The sequence below is a fragment of the Microbacterium sp. genome (assembly GCF_047602155.1).
Taxonomy (GTDB): Bacteria; Actinomycetota; Actinomycetes; order Actinomycetales; family Microbacteriaceae; genus Microbacterium.
Map to the genome: position 1 here is coordinate 2,808,046 of NZ_JASGHZ010000001.1, position 16,391 is coordinate 2,824,436.

Genomic DNA, 16,391 nt, shown 5'->3' on the forward strand with positions numbered 1-16,391 from the left:
TCAGTTCTCGGTCCCGCCGCCGCCGATGACGTCGGCGGCCGATTCGCGGATGTGGTCGACGAAGCCGTACGCGAGGGCCTCTTCGGCGGTGAACCAGCGGTCGCGGTCGCCGTCGGCGTTGATCTGCTCGACGGTCTTGCCGGTCTGCGCGGCGGTGATCTCGGCGAGGCGCTTCTTCATGTCGAGGATGAGCTGCGCCTGCGTCTGGATGTCGCTCGCCGTTCCGCCGAAGCCGCCGTGCGGCTGGTGCAGCAGCACACGCGCGTTGGGCGTGATGTACCGCTTGCCCTTCGTGCCGGCCGTCAGCAGCAGCTGACCCATGGATGCCGCCATCCCGATGCCCACGGTGACGATGTCGTTCGGGACGAACTGCATCGTGTCGTAGATCGCCATGCCGGCCGTGATCGAGCCGCCGGGGGAATTGACGTAGAGGTAGATGTCCTTCTCGGTGTCTTCGGCCGCGAGCAGGAGGATCTTGGCGCAGATCTCGTTCGCGTTCTCGTCGCGCACCTCTGACCCGAGCCAGATGATGCGGTCTTTCAGCAGCCTGTCGAAGACGCTCGTCGCGACAAGTGGTTCAGCCATGGATGCTCCTGATTCCGGGTTCGACTACGCCACCGAATCTACCGACGCGACGGGGGCGACCCGCCCGTGTTCGCCGTCGGCATACCTCGTCCCGCCGTTTCCGGCGGGGTCGGCACGACAAGACGCCGCCCCCGTCTCCGGAAGCGGCGTCTGGTCGTGCGCGCGTCTTACTCGGCGTCGGCCTTCTTCGCGGGCTTCTTCTTCGCCGGGGCCTTCACAGCGGGCTTCTCCTCGGCCGCGATGATGGCGTCGGCATCGGCGGCGGCATCCGCGATCTCCTGCGCCTCCTCCACGACGGCATCCTCGTCGTCGACGGCGGCGAGGCCGGACAGATCGACGGGCTTGCCGTTGGTGTCGACGACGGTGACCTTGCCGAGCGTGAGCGCGAGAGCCTTGTTGCGGGCGACCTCGCCGACCATGAGGGGCAGCTGGCCGTTCTGCTGCAGCGCGTTCACGAAGTCCTGCGGAGCCATGCCGTACTGCGCGGCCGACTGGATGAGGTACTGCGTGAGCTCGTCCTGCGAGACCTGCACGTCGTGCGCCTCGGCGAGCTTGTCGAGGATCATCTGAGTGCGGAACTGCTTCTCGCTGGCCTCGGTGACCTCGGCGCGGTGCGCGTCGTCGTCCAGGCGCCCCTCGCCCTCCAGGTGCGCGTGCACCTCGTCTTCGACGAGCTGGGCCGGCACGGGGATCTCGACGGCGTCGATGAGCGCGTCGATGAGCTTGTCGCGGGCGGCGGCGCCCTGCACGAACACCGACTGCTCGGCGACGCGCGCGGCGAGGCTGTCGCGCAGTTCGGCGATGGTGTCGAACTCGCTGGCCATCTGCGCGAAGTCGTCGTCGGCTTCCGGCAGCTCGCGCTCCTTGACCGCGACGACCGACACCGACACCTCGGCCTCGTCGCCGGCGTGGTCGCCACCGACGAGCGTGGAGCGGAACGTGGTGTCCTCGCCTGCGGTGAGGGAGTCGATGGCCTCGTCGATGCCGTCGAGCAGCTCGCCCGAGCCGACCTCGTACGACACGCCCTCGGCGCGGTCGATCTCGGTGCCGTCGATCGTCGCGACGAGGTTGAGGTCGACGAAGTCGCCCTTCGCGGCCGGACGGTCGACCGTCATCAGCGTGCCGAAGCGGCCGCGCAGGCGGTCGAGCTCGGCGTCGACGGCGGCGGCATCCGTCTCGACCGCGTCGACGGTGACGGTGACGGTGTCGAACGCCGGCAGGTCGAACTCGGGGCGCACGTCGACCTCGACCTCGACCTTCAGGTCGCCGGAGAAGTCCTTGTCGCTCGGCCAGTCGATGACCTCGGCCGACGGGCGGCCGACGGTGCGCAGCTCGTTCGCCGTGACCGCCTCGCGGTAGAAGCCGTCGAGACCCTCGCTGACGGCGTGCTCGATGACGGCGCCGCGGCCGATGCGCTGATCGATGATCGGCGCGGGCACCTTGCCCTTGCGGAAGCCGGGGATCTGCACGTCCTGAGCGATGTGCTCGTACGCGTGGCTGATGCTGGGCTTGAGCTCATCGGGGGTGACCGTGATGTGCAGCTTCACCCGGGTCGGGCCGAGCTTCTCGACGGTGCTGGTGACCATGCCTGTTGTTCTCCTCGTGTCCGCCCGCGCGCATGCGGGGGCGTGGTTTCTGGTCTGTGGGGGTGCCTCGCGGGCCGTATGTCGGGGCGACAGGATTTGAACCTGCGGCCTCCCGCTCCCAAAGCGGGCGCTCTACCAAACTGAGCTACGCCCCGGGGCGCGGGGCCGAAAACGGCCGTTGGTCAGTCTAGCCGAACGGACCTTGTAGACTTTCCGAGGCTCCGCATCCGTGCGGACTCGGGGATGTAGCTCAATGGTAGAGCCTCAGTCTTCCAAACTGATTACGCGGGTTCGATTCCCGTCATCCCCTCCACCGCCGTCATCCCCTCCACCGCCCGTCGCGAAAAACGGATATGTCGCGAAAAACGGACGTATGAGGCCGCCGGCATCCGTTTTTCGCGACTTTTCCGCTTTTCGCAGCAGCGCGGAGGCCGCGGCGGCGCCCGTGACGCAGGAGCGCGGAGCCTCAGCGCGCGTCGGCGGCTCCGGCGTGGGTCGCGGCGTGCCGGCGGTAGAGCTGCGCGTTGCGCAGGATGCCGACGCGCTCCTGCTCGGACAGCTGCCGCCGCACCTTCGCCGGGACGCCGGCGACGAGGGATCCGTCGGGAACGACGGTGCCCTCGAGCACGACCGCTCCCCCGGCCACGAGGCATCCGGCGCCGATCACGGCGCCCGACAGCACGACGCTGCCCATCCCGATGAGCGAGCCGTCGCCGATCGTGCAGCCGTGCACGACGGCATTGTGACCGACGGAGACGTCGGCGCCGATGACGACCGGGCTGTCGGCGTCGACGTGCACCGAGACGTTGTCCTGCAGATTGCTGCCCGCGCCCAGCACGATCGACGCGCTGTCGCCGCGCACCACGGCGTTGTACCAGACGCTCGATCCCTCACTCAGCACGACGTCGCCGACGATGCGCGCACCCGACGCGACGAACGCCGTCGGATGCAGCTGCGGCGTGCCCACGGGGATGGTCAGGATCGAGGCGTCGTCGGCGATCGTCATGACTCGACGATATCGCGCCACGACCGGGCGAAAGAGCGCGTGTAAGCCCAGCCTTGTCTTGCTTGCGGAATGCTCGTGGCTGAGTACCGTTGAAGATAACGCGGGGCCAACAGCCCCTCTCGAATGGAGTGATCATGACCAAGACGCAGTTGATTTCGATGACCGCAGCCGGCCCCGAGGCCTCCGCCGGCACGGCGCAGTTCCTCACCCCGGTGGTTCTCGGGTTGCAGGCGCTGGCCGTGAACGGCAAGCAGGCGCACTGGAACGTGCGCGGCGCCAACTTCATCGCCATCCACGAACTTCTCGACTCGGTGGTCGCGAACGCCCAGGGCTTCGCCGACCTCGCCGCAGAGCGCATCGTCGCCCTCGGCCTGCCGATCGACGCCCGCCTCGCGACGATCGCCGACAAGAGCGGTGCCAGCGCGGTGCCGGCCGGCTTCGCCCAGTGGCAGGACGAGATCGTCGCGATCGTCGCCGACATGGATGCCGTCATCGCCGATGTCCAGGCCGCCATCGACGGCCTCGAGGAGCTCGACCTGACGAGCCAGGACGTCGCGATCGCGATCAAGGCGGGCCTGGAGAAGGACCGCTGGTTCCTCTCCGCGCACCTCGCCGCCTGACATCACTTCGACCGAACGCCCCAGTACCCCCGCGGCCTGGGGCGTTTCGCCTCCCCGCCCCGCCCTGCCGTTCCGCGAAACCTCACAAATGTCCGCGACACGCCGTGCTGTGCCGTCAAAAGTGGGACATTTGTGAGGTTTCGCGGGTGACGGGGCGGCGGGGCGGGGTCAGGCGAGGTGGGTGAGGCGGGACTGAAGCATCGTCGCGGCGACCGCCGTCGCGCGCAGCTCGGGTCCGGTGGCGCGCAGCGGGTTGCGGTCGGCGAGCACGAGATCGGCCAGGGTGCCGGGCTCGAGCACGGCGCCCGTCGCCGACCCGCCGGCGGTGGATGCCGCGAGCGCGGTGGCGGCATCCAGCCCCTGCTCGGGCCGCCATGCCGGGCGGCCGTCGCGGGTGCGGTGCACGGCGGCGGCCATCGCCGCCCACGGGTCGAGCGGGGCCACCGGCGCGTCGGATCCGAACAGCAGGTTCGCGCCGGCGTCGGCCAGCGCGCGCAGCGGATAGGCGATCGCGGCCTGCGCGGCCCAGATGGTGTCGGTCAGGTCGCGGTCGTCGACGGCGTGTTCGGGCTGCACGCTGGCGCCCACGCCGAGCCGAGCGAACCGCGGGATGTCGGCGTGGGCGACCAGCTGCGCGTGCTCGATGACGCCCGTCGCACCGGTCACCGCGAACGCGTCGAGGGCGTGCGAGTTCGCGACGTCGCCGATGGCGTGGATGGCGCAGTCCAGTCCCCCACCCGTCGCCTGCGTCATGAGGTCGATCAGCGTCTCGGGGGCGACGGTGAGCACGCCGTGGTTGTGCGGGTCGCCGGGATACGCGTGCGAGCACGCCGCCGTGCGCGTGCCGAGCGACCCGTCGGTGATGACCTTCAACGGTCCGACCCGCACGAGCCCGCTGCCGTCGATGGCCTCGCCGCTGCGCAGCCCCTCGGCCAGTGCGCGACCCAGGTGCGGCGGGTAGATGCCGAACCGGATGCGGGTGGCCGCGAACCCGGCGGCGAGCCGCCGCGTCCACGATGCGAGGTTCCACGCCATGTCGAGGTCGACGACGCCGACGATCCCGCGGGATGCCGCCTCCCGCAGCGTCGCCGCGACCAGCCGGTCACCGACGGCGGGATCGGCGGCGTTGAGCCGACGGGAGACCTCGAACGCCGGCTCCTCGCGCAGCACCCCCGTGGTACCCGCCTCGAAGCCCTCGCGCCGCAGCGCGGCCGAGTTGAGCCAGACGCTGTGCACGTCGGCGTTGATGAGATACGTCGGCACCTCGCCGGTGGCCGCGTCGAGCACAGCGAGCGTCATCGCCTCGGCGACGTCGGGCCACAGCGCGTCGCGGAACCCCGTCCCGACGCGGCGGTCGCCTTCGCGCACGGGAGCGCGGCCCATGATCGCCGCGGCCTGCGCCGCCGTGCGTGCGGCACCGAGCGGCTCGCGCTGAGCCGCGAGAGCCCACTGCACCGTGTGCACGTGATGGTCCCACAGGCCCGGGATGAGCCAGGCGCCGTCGGCCTCGAGCACGAGGCCGCGCCGCGGCAGCGCCCCGGCCGGGGCGATGTCGGCGATGCGGCCCCCGGCGAGGTGCACGTCGACGGGCTCGTCGCCGAACGGGTCGGCGCGCCGGTCACCGACCAGCCGCGCCCCCGCGATGACGTCGACGCTCTCGCCGCGCTGTGCGTCACTGCTCACGGGTCGCCTCACGCCCCGCCCGAACGCCCCGCCGGCATCCGCGTCGGATCGAGCCCGCCGCGCGCCGCCCGGATCGCGTCGTGCGCGCGTCGCATCTCGCCGGGCAGCCTCGGGTCGGCGTAGGGGCTGTTGCCGGCATCCAGCTCGGCGATGACGCGGTCGACGACCTCGTCGGCCTTGTTCTGGCTGAGCTTGCGCTTGGCCACGACCTTCGTCGGCGTCAGCCGGAACCCGACCGTCCCGCGCTCCAGGCGTCGCACGTACTCCTCGTCGTTCGGCGGCTCCCACATGAGCCGCGGCTGCGGCAGCGCCGACTCGAATCTGGCGACCAGCCGGTCGAGCACGCGCAGGTTCTCCTCGGGGGACAGGATCTCCGGGATGCCGCTCAGATGCACCGCGACGAAGTTCCACGTCGGGACGCCGGGCTGCTCCGGCGGGTACCAGCCCGGCGAGATGTAGCCGTGCGGACCCTGCGCGATGACCACCAGCTCGTGTGCGCCCAGCCCGAGGATCGCGTCGTCGGGCTTGCCGACGTGTCCGACGACGGTGAGGTCGTCGCGGTCCTCGTCGAGCAGGACGGCGTAGTGCGACGCCATCAGCCCGTCCTCCGTGTCGCTGACGAGGGTCATCCAGGGGTTCTGGTCGAGGATGCGGCGCAGCTCGACGACGTCGGTCATCGCGAAACTCGGGTTCTGTCTCATGGGCGGCATCCCCTCACTTCTGACAGTTCGGGCACCAGTAGAGCTTGCGTGCGCCCATCTCTTCCCGCACGACCGCCGTGCCGCACACCCGGCACGGCAATCCGGCGCGGTGGTACACCCAGTGCCGGTCGTCGCGGCTGGCCATCGCGCGCCGCCAGTCGTCGGGCGAGAGGTCGTCCATCGTCATCATCTGGCCGGTCTCGATGCCGATCTGCAGCAGCCGCGCCCAGTCCCGCCAGAGGTCCCGCACGAGTTCGGCCGGCACGTCCCGGCCCGGCGTGTGGGGGTCGAGGCGGGCCCGGAACAGCAGTTCGGCGCGGTAGACGTTGCCGATGCCGCTGACGACGTTCTGATCCATGAGCAGCAATCCGATGGGCGTGGGCTTGCGCCGCACGGCCGCGACGAAACCCTCCTCCGCCTCGCGCGGGTCGTCGACGAGCGGGTCGGGCCCGAGCTTCGCGATCGTCGCCTGCACCTCGTCAGGGGTCTGCAGTTCGCACGCGGTGGGGCCGCGCAGGTCGGCGCACGTCGAGTCCGTGAGAAGCCGCAGCCGCACCTGCCCGACCACCGGTGGCGGCCACTGGTCGCCCTCGTCGGCGAGCCCGCGGGTCTGCTCGCTCATCCGCACGTGCACCCGGGTGCGCCGCGGCGCGCCAATCGACGAGAGCGAGTTCTCGCCCGCGCTGTCGTAGACGGCATCCAGCTCGGTCCCGCGCTGGTTCGTCTGTCCCATCCGCCCGTTGGCAGAGGCGATCGTGGGGTCGACGAGGATCTCGCCCGCGAAGTCCCACGCGCCGTACATGCCCAGGTGCACCCGCAGCCAGAGGTCGCCGTCGAACTCCAGGAACATCTGCTTGCCGACCGCGCGCACGCTCAGGGCCTCGCGACCGTCGATGACCGCGGCGCCCTCGGCGAAGCGCCCCTGGGGACTGGATGCCGACACGACGCGTCCGACGACGTTGCGGTCGAACTGGCGGGCGATGCGGTGGACCGAATGCCCTTCGGGCATCAGCCGGCCTCGGGGTCGATCGCGTCGGCCGACTCACCGCCGAGCGGCGCGGCCTCCGCGCGCGGGTCGGGCAGCAGCGACCCGTCGGCCTCGTAGGCCGCGAGCTGCGCGATGCGGCGCGCGTGGCGCTCCTCGCCGCTGAACGGCGTCGCGATGAAGCGGTCGATGAACCCGATCGCCTCTTCCAGCGTGTGCTGACGCGCCCCGATCGAGATGACGTTCGCGTCGTTGTGCTCGCGGGCGAGCTCGGCCGTGGAGCTGTTCCACACGAGCGCGGCGCGCACGCCGCGCACCTTGTTCGCCGCGATCTGCTCGCCGTTGCCCGAGCCGCCGAAGACCACGCCCAGGGCCGGGATGCCGGCACCCTGGTCGCGCACCACGGCCTGCGCCGCACGGATGCAGAACGCCGGATAGTCGTCGAGCGGGTCGTAGTCCACCGGCCCGTGGTCGATGACCTCGTGACCCGCCTCGGCGAGGTGATGCTGCAGCTGAGTGGAGAACTCCAGGCCGGCGTGGTCGGTCGCGATGTGGATGCGCATGACACCCATCCTAGGGATGCCGGCGGATCTCGGAACCCGGGCGCCCGGCACTCGATATGATGATTCCATCATGCCATTCACCCAGCGACAGCGCCCGCTGTACGAGGTCAAGGCGAACCTCTTCAAGGGTCTCGCGCATCCGTTGCGCATCCGCATCCTCGAACTGCTCGCGGCGAGCCCGGAGTGCAGCGTCGCCGACCTCCAGGCCGACACCGGCCTGGAGGCGTCGCACCTGTCGCAGCACCTCGCCGTGCTGCGCCGGCACCGTCTCGTGGAGTCGGAACGGCGCGCCAGCCACGTGTACTACCGCCTCGCCGACCGCCGCGTCGCGGGGCTGCTGACGTCCGCGCGCGAGCTGCTGCTGGCGCTGCTCGCCGCCGACGGCGACCTGCTGCTGGACGCACAGTCGCTGCCTGAACTGCGGGTGTCGGGGACCGCGGCGTGACGGCGGCGCGCGGGCGGGCATGGCACCGCGCGTGGGCGCACGTGCGCGACCTGCTGCCCGCCCGGTCCGACTACGCGGGCGTGCGCCGCAGCTGGCGGGGAGATCTGCTCGCCGGGCTCACGGTCGGGATCGTCGCCCTACCCCTCGCCCTCGGGTTCGGTGTCAGCGCCGGGCTCGGCGCCGAGGCGGGACTCGTCACCGCGATCGTCGCGGGCGTGCTGGCCGCCGTGTTCGGCGGGTCGAACGTGCAGGTCTCCGGGCCGACCGGGGCGATGGTCGTCGTGCTGGCGCCGATTGTCGCGACCAGCGGCGCGGGCGCGGTCGCCGCGATCACCCTCGTCGCGGGGCTCATCGTGCTCGCGGCCGGCGTGCTCGGGCTCGGGCGCGCCGTGTCGTTCATCCCCTGGCCGGTCATCGAGGGCTTCACGGTCGGCATCGGCGTCATCATCTTCCTGCAGCAGGTGCCGCAGCTGACGACCGGCCGGCACGCCACGGACCACAGCACGAACGCGCTGATCGCCGCGCTCCAGTCGATCGCCGACGCCGACCCCCGGTACGTCGCGTGGGCGGCGGGGGCCGCGCTCATCGTCGCGGCATGCATGCTGCTGGCGCCGCGCGTGCACCGGGCGGTCCCCGGGTCGCTCGTCGGCATCGTCGTCGTCACGGTGCTGGCGCTGCTCGTCCCGAACCCGCTGGTCGCGATCGGGACGCTGCCGTCTCGCCTGCCCGCGCCGTCGCTTCCTGCGCTCGACCCCGGGGCGCTGGGCGCGCTCCTGCTGCCGGCGCTCACCGTCGCCGCCCTCGCCGCGATCGAGTCGCTGCTGTCGGCGCGGGTTGCGGCATCCATGGCCGACACCGGCGTCTACGACCCCGATCGCGAGCTCGTCGGTCAGGGCGTCGCCTCGCTCGGCGCGGCGTTGTTCGGCGGCATGCCGGCCACCGGCGCCATCGCCCGCACCGCCGTCAACGTCCGCTCGGGTGCGCGCAGCCGCCTCGCCGCCGCGTTCCACGCGGTCGTGCTCCTGGCGGTCGTGCTCGCCGTGGCGGGCCCGGTCGGCACGATCCCCCTGGCCGCACTGGCCGGGGTGCTGATGGTGACGGCCGCGCGCATGGTGCACCTCGGCACGGCGCGCGCCATCCTCCGCTCCACCCGGGCCGACGCCGCCGCCTACGTCCTCACCGCGGTCATCACCGTCTCGTTCGACCTCATCGTCGCCGTCGCGATCGGGGTCGTCCTCGCCGGTGTCTTCGCGCTGCGCAGCCTCGCGCGGGCATCGGCCGTGCATCGTGAGACGGTGGCCGACGACGCATCCGACGCCGAGCCCGGCGACGAGCGGATCGCGATCATCCGCTTCGACGGCCCGCTGTTCTTCGCCGGCGCGGATCGCGTCGCAGCGCAGGTGGGCGAGGTCCGCGACGTCTCCGTCGTGATCCTGCGGATGAGCCACCTCGAGCTCGTCGACGCCACCGGCGCCCGTGCCCTCGGCGAGATCGTCCAGACGCTGGAGCGACGCGGCGTCACGGTGCTCATCAAGGGCGTGCAGCCGCGGCACGCGGATCTGTTCCGCACGGTGGGGGTGCTCGATGCGCTGCGCCATCACAAGCATCTGTTCGCCGATCTGCCGAGCGCCATCGCGCACGCCCGCAGCCACATCCGCCGCGAAGCCGGGCCGCGCACGGCGTAGGGTGGGAGGGTTGTCGTCGCCGCCAGCAGTGCGCCACGGCATCCGACGTCACCACCCCGACACACCCACGAGCAAGACACGGGAGCACCGCAGTGCCTGGAGAGAACCTCACTCGCATCGAAGCGCAGGAACGCCGCGCGACTGTCGACACGCAGTCGTACGACATCGACCTCGACCTCACGAAGGGCGCGGAGGTCTTCGGCTCCCGCACGGTCATCCGCTTCTCGGCCGTCGCGGGAGCGTCGACCTTCGTCGACCTCATCGCCCGAGAGGTCCGCGAGATCACCCTCAACGGCCGCCCGCTCGACCCCGCCACGGTCTTCGCCGATTCACGCGTCGCACTGCACGACCTCGCCGGCCAGAACGAGCTGATCGTCGACGCCGACTGCCTGTACACCAACACCGGCGAGGGCCTGCACCGCTTCGTCGACCCGGTCGACGGCGAGGTGTACCTGTACTCGCAGTTCGAGGTGCCCGACTCGCGCCGCGTGTTCGCCGTGTTCGAGCAGCCCGACCTGAAGGCGACGTTCCGGTTCACGGTGACCGCGCCCGACACCTGGAAGGTCGTCTCCAACTCCCCCACGCCCGAGCCGGTGCCGGCGGGGACGGGCACCGCGACGTGGGCGTTCGAGCCGACCCCGCGCATCTCCTCGTACATCACGGCCCTCATCGCCGGCCCCTACGAGGCGACCTTCTCCGAACTGACGAGCGCGTCGGGCCGCGTCGTCCCGCTCGGCGTCTACGGTCGCAAGAGCCTGTGGCACCACCTCGACGCCGACTACATCTTCGACAAGACCCGCGAGGGCTTCGCCTACTACGAGGCGAAGTTCCAGGTGCCGTATCCGTTCGCGAAGTACGACCAGCTCTTCGTCCCCGAGTTCAACGCGGGTGCCATGGAGAACGCCGGCGCCGTCACCTTCACCGAGACGTACGTGTTCCGCTCGAAGGTGACGGATGCCGTCAAGGAGCGCCGCGTCGTGACGATCCTGCACGAACTGGCACACATGTGGTTCGGCGACCTCGTCACGATGAAGTGGTGGAACGACCTGTGGCTCAACGAGTCGTTCGCCGAGTGGGCGTCGACGATCGCGACGGCCGAGGCCACCGAGTGGACCCAGGCGTGGACCACGTTCAACGCGATGGAGAAGACCTGGGCGTACCGGCAGGACCAGCTGCCCTCGACGCACCCGGTCGTCGCGACGATCGGCGACCTGGAGGACGTGCAGGTCAACTTCGACGGCATCACCTACGCCAAGGGCGGGTCGGTGCTCAAGCAACTGGCCGCCTGGGTCGGCATCGACGAGTTCTTCGCGGGCGTGTCGGCGTACTTCCGCAAGCACGCGTGGGGCAACACCGAGCTGAGCGACCTGCTCGTCGAGCTCGAGGCCACGAGCGGCCGGGAACTGGGCACCTGGTCGAAGAAGTGGCTGGAGACCGCGGGCGTCAACACGCTCTCCGCCGAGCTGCGGGTCGGCCCCGGCACCGCAGATGTGATCTCGCGCTTCGCCATCGTGCAGACCGCCCCGGCCGACTATCCCACGATCCGTCCGCACCGTCTGGGCGTCGGCTTCTACACCCTGGGCGAGGGCGGCCTCGTGCGCACGCACCACGTCGAGCTCGACGTCGACGGCGACCTCACCGAGGTGCCGGCACTCGTGGGGCTGACCCAGCCCGACCTCATCCTCCTCAACGACGACGATCTCGCCTACGCGAAGATCCGCCTCGACCCGCGTTCGCTGCAGACGGCGATCGACCACCTGGCCGCCATCAGCGACCCGCTGGCGCGTTCGCTCGTGTGGGGTGCCGCGTGGGACCAGACGCGGGATGCCGAGGCCTCCGCCTCGGACTACATCGACCTCGTGCTGCGCAACATCGGCGCCGAGACCGAGTCGACGACCGTGCGCACGACCCTCGCGCAGCTGCAACTCGCCGCCAACGCCTACGTCGCTCCGGAGCGGCGCGACGCGGCACGCGCCACGGTCGCCGACGGACTGTGGGCGCTCGCCCAGACCGCCGAGGCCGGCAGCGACAGCCAGCTGCAGTTCGTCACGGCGTTCGCCTCTGCGGCGGCCACGTCGGCGCAGTGGGAGCAGGTGCAGGCGCTCCGCGACGGCACCGCCGCCCTGCCGGGGCTCGACATCGACGCCGACCTCTCGTGGGCGCTGCTGGTGTCGCTGGCCGCCGGGGGCCTGGTCACCGCGGCCGACATCGACGCCGCGCTGCAGGCCGACAACACCGCCAAGGGCGGCGAGTTCGCCGCGCAGGCGAAGGCCGCGCTGCCGAGCGTCGAGGCGAAGCAGGAGTCGTGGGCCGCGCTCATCGACCGCGCCGACCTACCGAACACGCTGGTGCGCTCGGCGGCGCTCGGCTTCGTGCACCCGGCCGGCGTCGACGCGCTCGCCTCGTTCGTGCAGCCGTACTTCGACATGCTGCTGCCGATCTGGGAGTCGCGCACCTACCAGATCGCGAACTACCTCATCACGGGTCTCTACCCGGCGCCGCTGGCGTCGGCGGCGCTGCGCGACCAGACCCGCGCATGGCTGGCCGCGCACGGCGACGCACCGCCCGCGCTGCGCCGCCTCGTCGGGGAGAACCTCGCCGGCGTCGAGCGGGCACTGGCCGTGCAGGAGCGCGACGGCCAGTAGTACCCCGGTACCACGCGCACACGTGAAAGAGCCCTCTCCCGTCGGATGCGACGGGAGAAGGCTCTTGCGTAGCGTGGAGCCATGATCGTTGCAGACAACCTCAGAAAGAGCTTCGGCGCGAAACGCGCCGTCGACGGCATCAGCTTCACGGTGCAACCGGGCAAGGTGACCGGCTTTCTCGGTCCGAACGGCGCGGGAAAGTCCACCACGATGCGCATGATCGTCGGCCTCGACCGGCCGACCTCGGGCACCGTCACCGTCAACGGTGCCAGCTATGCGCGGTCGCGCTCCCCGCTGACCGAGGTCGGCGTGCTGCTGGACGCGAAGGCGGTGCACACCGGCCGCAGCGCCCGCAACCACCTGCTGGCGATGGCGGCGACCCACGGCATCCCCAAGACCCGGGTGAACGAGGTGATCGAGATCACCGGGCTCGCTTCGGTCGCCGGCAAGCGCGCCGGCGGGTTCTCGCTCGGCATGGGACAGCGCCTCGGCATCGCGGCGGCCCTCCTCGGCGACCCGCACACGCTCGTGCTCGACGAGCCGGTCAACGGCCTCGACCCCGAAGGCGTCATGTGGGTGCGCAACTTCGTCCGGCACGCCGCCGCGCACGGCAAGACGGTGCTGCTGTCGAGCCACCTGATGAGCGAGATGTCGATGACCGCCGACCACATCATCGTCCTCGGGCGCGGCCGGGTGCTCGCCGATGCGCCCGTCGACACCCTCGTCGAACAGTGGACCGGCACCACCGTGCGCGTGCGCAGCCCGCGCGCCGCCGAACTCGGCGACGCGCTGGTCGGCCCCGACGTCACCGTCACGAGCCTCGCGCCCGACCTCCTCGACGTCGTCGGGGCGGCCGCGGCATCCATCGGAGACCTCGCCGCGGCACGCGGCATCGCGCTGCACGAGCTCACGCCCGCCTCGGGGACCCTCGAAGACGCCTACCTGCGCCTCACGGGCGACGCCGTCGAGTACCGCACCACCGACTACATCGCCCAGGAGAACTCATGACCGCCCCCGCTGCTCCCGCCACCGCGGCCGCCGCGCCGCAGACCCGCTATCGGGTGTCGTTCGCGCATCTGATCGGTTCCGAGTGGATCAAGGTGCGCAGCCTCCGCTCGACGTGGTGGTCCATCGCCCTCGTGGCGGTCGTCTCGATCGGGCTCAGCCTGCTCATGGCCTCGGCGATGGCCGCCTACACCGACGCGAGCGCCACGGCGGGCACCACGGTGGCGCAGACCAATCCGCTCGCGGTGCAGGCCATCGTGTTCAGCACGGTGCTCACGCAACTGCTCGCCGTCATCGTCGGAACCATCACGGTGACCGGCGAGTACTCGACGGGCATGATCCGCTCCACACTCACGGCCGCTCCCGGACGCATCGGCGCGCTGCTCGCGAAGGCTCTCGTGGTCGGTGTGCTCCTGTTCGTGACGAGCCTCGTCGTGTTCGTCACCGCGTGGGGCGTCACCTCGGCGATCCTGCCGTACCCGCTCGATGTCAGCGACCCCGACACCTCGCTCATGCCGCTGCTGGGCGCCGTGGGCTACCTGGCACTGGTCGCGATCATGGGCGTCGGCCTCGGCTTCATCATCCGCAACGGTCCCGGAGCACTGTCGATCGGCATCGGGCTGCTGTTCGTCGCGCCGATCATCGTGGGATTCTTCCCGCGCACCGACCAGTTCGCGTGGCTGCACGACGCCGCCTCCTACCTGCCCTCCAACGCCGGGCAGTCGCTCTTTTTCGGCAGCGGGATGTCGGGCAACCCGCTCGAGACGGCCCCCGCGATCGTGACGCTCCTGGCGTGGACCGTGGTCTTCATCGGCGGCGGCATCGCGATGCTGAAAACGCGCGACGCGTAGAGTCGAGCGGATGCCGGACGCACCTGAACTCGTTGTCGGCCCGGGCCTGGCCCCGGCCGACGACGAGTTGCGTCTGCCCCGCCCGCCCGGGGTGATCCGCACGTTCTGGGCGCGGCATCCGGTGCTCACCGATGCGCTCATCGCGCTGCTCGCCCTCCTCCTGACGCTGCCGGCGCTGTTGATCGGCGTGGAGATGGTGACCGAAGACGGCGCCGCCGTCCGGGGCTGGCCGGCCGCCATCGCGACGGTGCTGTTCCTGCTGACGTGCGTCGGGCTGCTGTGGCGGCGGCGGTGGCCCGTGCTGGTGCTCGCGGCGAGCATCGTGCCCGTCGTGATGCTCGAGCCGGTCCTGTCCGAGCTCGGCAACGGCGCAGCGACGACCATCGCCGTCTATTCGGTGGCCGTCTATCGCAACACCCGCACCGCCCTGGCCGCCTCCGCCGGCGCCGTCGTCGTCGTCACCGCCGCCACCGCCGCGTGGGCGGGCGCGACCGGGGTCACCCCGACGACCTGGTCGACGCCGATCTTCACCGCCGTCACCGTGGTGATCGCCGTGCTCATCGGCATCAACGTCGGCAACCGCCGCCGGTACCTCGAGGCCCTCATCGACCGCTCCCGGCAACTGCTCATCGAGCGCGACCAGCAGGCGCAGCTCGCGGCGGCCGCCGAGCGCACCCGCATCGCGCGCGAGATGCACGACATCGTGTCGCACTCCCTCACCGTGATCATCGCCCTCGCCGACGGCGCGCAGGCCACGCGCGACCCGGAGCGTGCCCGGGCGGTCACGCAGACCATCGCCGCGACCGGGCGCGACGCCCTGCGCCAGATGCGCGGGATGCTGGGAGTGCTGCGCGCCGACGACGAATCCTCCTCCGCACCGCTGACCCCACGGCTCACGCCCCACGACGGCGCGCTGCGCGCGTCGATCGCGGCCGCCCAGGCGGCGGGCTTCCCGGTCACGCTGACGGTCACCGGGCCACCCGGCGACCTGGACGAGACGACGCGGCTCGCCCTCGCGCGCATCGTCCAGGAGGGCGTCACCAACGCCATGCGCCACTCCGAAGGGGCGACCTACATCCGGGCGGCGATCGCCTACACGCCGGATGGCGTGCGCGTCGGCGTCCGCAACGACGGCGTCCGCGGCCGGGCGGGAACCGGCGGCTACGGGCTCGCCGGCATCCGGGAACGCGTCGCCCACGCCGGCGGCACGATCCGCGTCGGTCCGCTCACGCACGAGGGGCCGGGCGGAGTCTGGGCGCTCGAGGCCGAACTGCCCGTGCGCGCGAGCGAAGGAGGCGCCGATGACTGACGGCATCCGGATTCTCATCGTCGACGACCAGAGCCTCATCCGCGTGGGGTTCCGCATGGTGCTCGAATCCGAAGACGACCTGACCGTCGTCGGCGAGGCCAGCGACGGCGACGAGGCGCTGGCAGCCGTGGTGCACCACCGTCCCGACGTCGTGCTGATGGATGTGCGCATGCCCGCCCTCGACGGCATCGAGGCCACCCGGCGCATCGTGGCGCGGCATCCGCAGGCGCGGGTGCTCGTGCTCACGACGTTCGACCTCGACGAGTACGCCTTCGGCGCGCTGGAGGCCGGCGCGAGCGGCTTTCTCCTCAAAGACGCGCAGCCGCACGAGCTCGTCGCCGCCGTGCGCGCCGTGCACCGCGGCGACGCCATGCTCTCGCCGCGGGTCACCCGCCGCCTGCTGGAGCTCGTCGGCGGGCGTCTGCCCGAGACCGCCGCCGCGCCGCCGGCCGGGATCGCGGCGCTCACCGACCGCGAGACCGACGTGTTCCGCGCCATGGGGCGCGGACGCACCAACGCCGAGATCGCGAAGGAGCTGTTCGTCAGCGAGTCGACCGTTAAGACCCACGTCGGGCGCGTGCTCGCCAAGCTCGGCGCCCGCGACCGCGTGCAGGCGGTCATCGTGGCGCACCGCCACGGCTACGCCGACCCCGAGGATCCGCCGCCGGCCCCGGAGTGACGGGTTCGGCGCGCACAAAGGCGGCGCTCGTTAGGATCGGAGC

The 16,391-nt window shown here is 71.4% G+C and carries 15 protein-coding genes and 2 tRNA genes; 9 read left to right on the forward strand and 8 right to left on the reverse strand.

All coding sequences use genetic code 11. From position 1 onward, the window contains the following. From QM720_RS12770 to QM720_RS12780, 3 genes are all read right to left on the reverse strand, one after another. Positions 1-585 carry an ATP-dependent Clp protease proteolytic subunit gene (locus QM720_RS12770; protein WP_415127090.1) on the reverse strand — a complete coding sequence of 195 codons (585 nt, stop codon included), beginning with the start codon at positions 583-585 and terminating at the stop codon, positions 1-3. A 167-nt stretch (positions 586-752) separates the two neighbouring features. Then, positions 753-2,171 (reverse strand): trigger factor, encoded by a 1,419-nt coding sequence (gene tig, locus QM720_RS12775; RefSeq protein ID WP_415127092.1) that lies wholly within the window; start codon positions 2,169-2,171, stop codon positions 753-755. A gap of 81 nt (positions 2,172-2,252) precedes the next feature. Beyond that, a tRNA-Pro gene (locus QM720_RS12780) sits at positions 2,253-2,326 on the reverse strand. An 84-nt stretch (positions 2,327-2,410) separates the two neighbouring features. Between QM720_RS12780 and QM720_RS12785 the strand changes: the two genes are divergently transcribed. Continuing rightward, a tRNA-Gly gene (locus tag QM720_RS12785) sits at positions 2,411-2,484 on the forward strand. 153 nt (positions 2,485-2,637) lie between these two features. On the opposite strand, the gene QM720_RS12790 is transcribed toward QM720_RS12785, so the two are convergent. Continuing rightward, positions 2,638-3,177 (reverse strand): gamma carbonic anhydrase family protein, encoded by a 540-nt coding sequence (locus QM720_RS12790; protein ID WP_415127094.1) that lies wholly within the window; start codon positions 3,175-3,177, stop codon positions 2,638-2,640. Between the two features lie 134 nt (positions 3,178-3,311). On the opposite strand from QM720_RS12790, the gene QM720_RS12795 reads away from it, so the two are divergent. Next, on the forward strand, positions 3,312-3,797 hold the full coding sequence (locus tag QM720_RS12795; protein WP_415127096.1) for a Dps family protein: 486 nt from the start codon (positions 3,312-3,314) through the stop codon (positions 3,795-3,797). Between the two features lie 168 nt (positions 3,798-3,965). On the opposite strand, the gene QM720_RS12800 is transcribed toward QM720_RS12795, so the two are convergent. The 4 genes from QM720_RS12800 to QM720_RS12815 are packed head-to-tail and all read right to left on the reverse strand — an operon-like array spanning position 3,966 to position 7,729. Continuing rightward, positions 3,966-5,480 (reverse strand): amidohydrolase, encoded by a 1,515-nt coding sequence (locus QM720_RS12800; protein ID WP_415127098.1) that lies wholly within the window; start codon positions 5,478-5,480, stop codon positions 3,966-3,968. Positions 5,481-5,488: 8 nt separating this feature from the next. Then, the gene (locus tag QM720_RS12805; protein WP_415127100.1) at positions 5,489-6,181 is read right to left on the reverse strand and encodes an FMN-binding negative transcriptional regulator; all 693 of its coding nucleotides are present in this window, start codon (positions 6,179-6,181) and stop codon (positions 5,489-5,491) included. Between the two features lie 13 nt (positions 6,182-6,194). After that, positions 6,195-7,190 carry an Fpg/Nei family DNA glycosylase gene (locus QM720_RS12810; protein WP_415127102.1) on the reverse strand — a complete coding sequence of 332 codons (996 nt, stop codon included), beginning with the start codon at positions 7,188-7,190 and terminating at the stop codon, positions 6,195-6,197. Then, positions 7,190-7,729, reverse strand: a complete 540-nt coding sequence (locus tag QM720_RS12815; RefSeq protein ID WP_415127104.1) for a ribose-5-phosphate isomerase — start codon at positions 7,727-7,729, stop codon at positions 7,190-7,192. Before QM720_RS12815 ends, QM720_RS12810 begins: the two co-directional genes overlap by 1 nt. Positions 7,730-7,799: 70 nt before the next feature. On the opposite strand from QM720_RS12815, the gene QM720_RS12820 reads away from it, so the two are divergent. From QM720_RS12820 to QM720_RS12850, 7 genes are all read left to right on the forward strand, one after another. Continuing rightward, positions 7,800-8,174 carry an ArsR/SmtB family transcription factor gene (locus tag QM720_RS12820; RefSeq protein ID WP_415127106.1) on the forward strand — a complete coding sequence of 125 codons (375 nt, stop codon included), beginning with the start codon at positions 7,800-7,802 and terminating at the stop codon, positions 8,172-8,174. Further along, on the forward strand, positions 8,171-9,859 hold the full coding sequence (locus QM720_RS12825; RefSeq protein ID WP_415127108.1) for a SulP family inorganic anion transporter: 1,689 nt from the start codon (positions 8,171-8,173) through the stop codon (positions 9,857-9,859). Before QM720_RS12820 ends, QM720_RS12825 begins: the two co-directional genes overlap by 4 nt. A 92-nt stretch (positions 9,860-9,951) precedes the next feature. Further along, positions 9,952-12,504 (forward strand): aminopeptidase N, encoded by a 2,553-nt coding sequence (gene pepN, locus QM720_RS12830; protein WP_415127110.1) that lies wholly within the window; start codon positions 9,952-9,954, stop codon positions 12,502-12,504. A gap of 81 nt (positions 12,505-12,585) precedes the next feature. Next, entirely contained in the window at positions 12,586-13,512 is a 927-nt protein-coding gene (locus QM720_RS12835; protein ID WP_415127112.1) for an ABC transporter ATP-binding protein, read from the forward strand. After that, on the forward strand, positions 13,509-14,360 hold the full coding sequence (locus tag QM720_RS12840; RefSeq protein ID WP_415127114.1) for an ABC transporter permease subunit: 852 nt from the start codon (positions 13,509-13,511) through the stop codon (positions 14,358-14,360). Before QM720_RS12835 ends, QM720_RS12840 begins: the two co-directional genes overlap by 4 nt. A 10-nt stretch (positions 14,361-14,370) precedes the next feature. Continuing rightward, positions 14,371-15,669: a sensor histidine kinase gene (locus QM720_RS12845; protein ID WP_415127116.1), complete on the forward strand. Its 1,299-nt coding sequence runs from the start codon at positions 14,371-14,373 to the stop codon at positions 15,667-15,669. Next, the gene (locus QM720_RS12850) at positions 15,662-16,348 is read left to right on the forward strand and encodes a response regulator transcription factor (protein ID WP_415127118.1); all 687 of its coding nucleotides are present in this window, start codon (positions 15,662-15,664) and stop codon (positions 16,346-16,348) included. The genes QM720_RS12845 and QM720_RS12850 overlap by 8 nt, the downstream gene beginning before the upstream one ends. Positions 16,349-16,391: the final 43 nt, after the last annotated feature.

Bases quoted from the DNA above. Each gene is read 5' to 3' on its own strand.
- QM720_RS12770 (WP_415127090.1), bottom strand. From the start codon at position 585: ATGGCTGAACCACTTGTCGCGACGAGCGTCTTCGACAGGCTGCTGAAA.
- tig (WP_415127092.1), bottom strand. From the start codon at position 2,171: ATGGTCACCAGCACCGTCGAGAAGCTCGGCCCGACCCGGGTGAAGCTG.
- QM720_RS12790 (WP_415127094.1), bottom strand. From the start codon at position 3,177: ATGACGATCGCCGACGACGCCTCGATCCTGACCATCCCCGTGGGCACG.
- QM720_RS12795 (WP_415127096.1), top strand. From the start codon at position 3,312: ATGACCAAGACGCAGTTGATTTCGATGACCGCAGCCGGCCCCGAGGCC.
- QM720_RS12805 (WP_415127100.1), bottom strand. From the start codon at position 6,181: ATGAGACAGAACCCGAGTTTCGCGATGACCGACGTCGTCGAGCTGCGC.
- QM720_RS12810 (WP_415127102.1), bottom strand. From the start codon at position 7,190: ATGCCCGAAGGGCATTCGGTCCACCGCATCGCCCGCCAGTTCGACCGC.
- QM720_RS12815 (WP_415127104.1), bottom strand. From the start codon at position 7,729: ATGCGCATCCACATCGCGACCGACCACGCCGGCCTGGAGTTCTCCACT.
- QM720_RS12820 (WP_415127106.1), top strand. From the start codon at position 7,800: ATGCCATTCACCCAGCGACAGCGCCCGCTGTACGAGGTCAAGGCGAAC.
- QM720_RS12835 (WP_415127112.1), top strand. From the start codon at position 12,586: ATGATCGTTGCAGACAACCTCAGAAAGAGCTTCGGCGCGAAACGCGCC.
- QM720_RS12840 (WP_415127114.1), top strand. From the start codon at position 13,509: ATGACCGCCCCCGCTGCTCCCGCCACCGCGGCCGCCGCGCCGCAGACC.
- QM720_RS12845 (WP_415127116.1), top strand. From the start codon at position 14,371: ATGCCGGACGCACCTGAACTCGTTGTCGGCCCGGGCCTGGCCCCGGCC.
- QM720_RS12850 (WP_415127118.1), top strand. From the start codon at position 15,662: ATGACTGACGGCATCCGGATTCTCATCGTCGACGACCAGAGCCTCATC.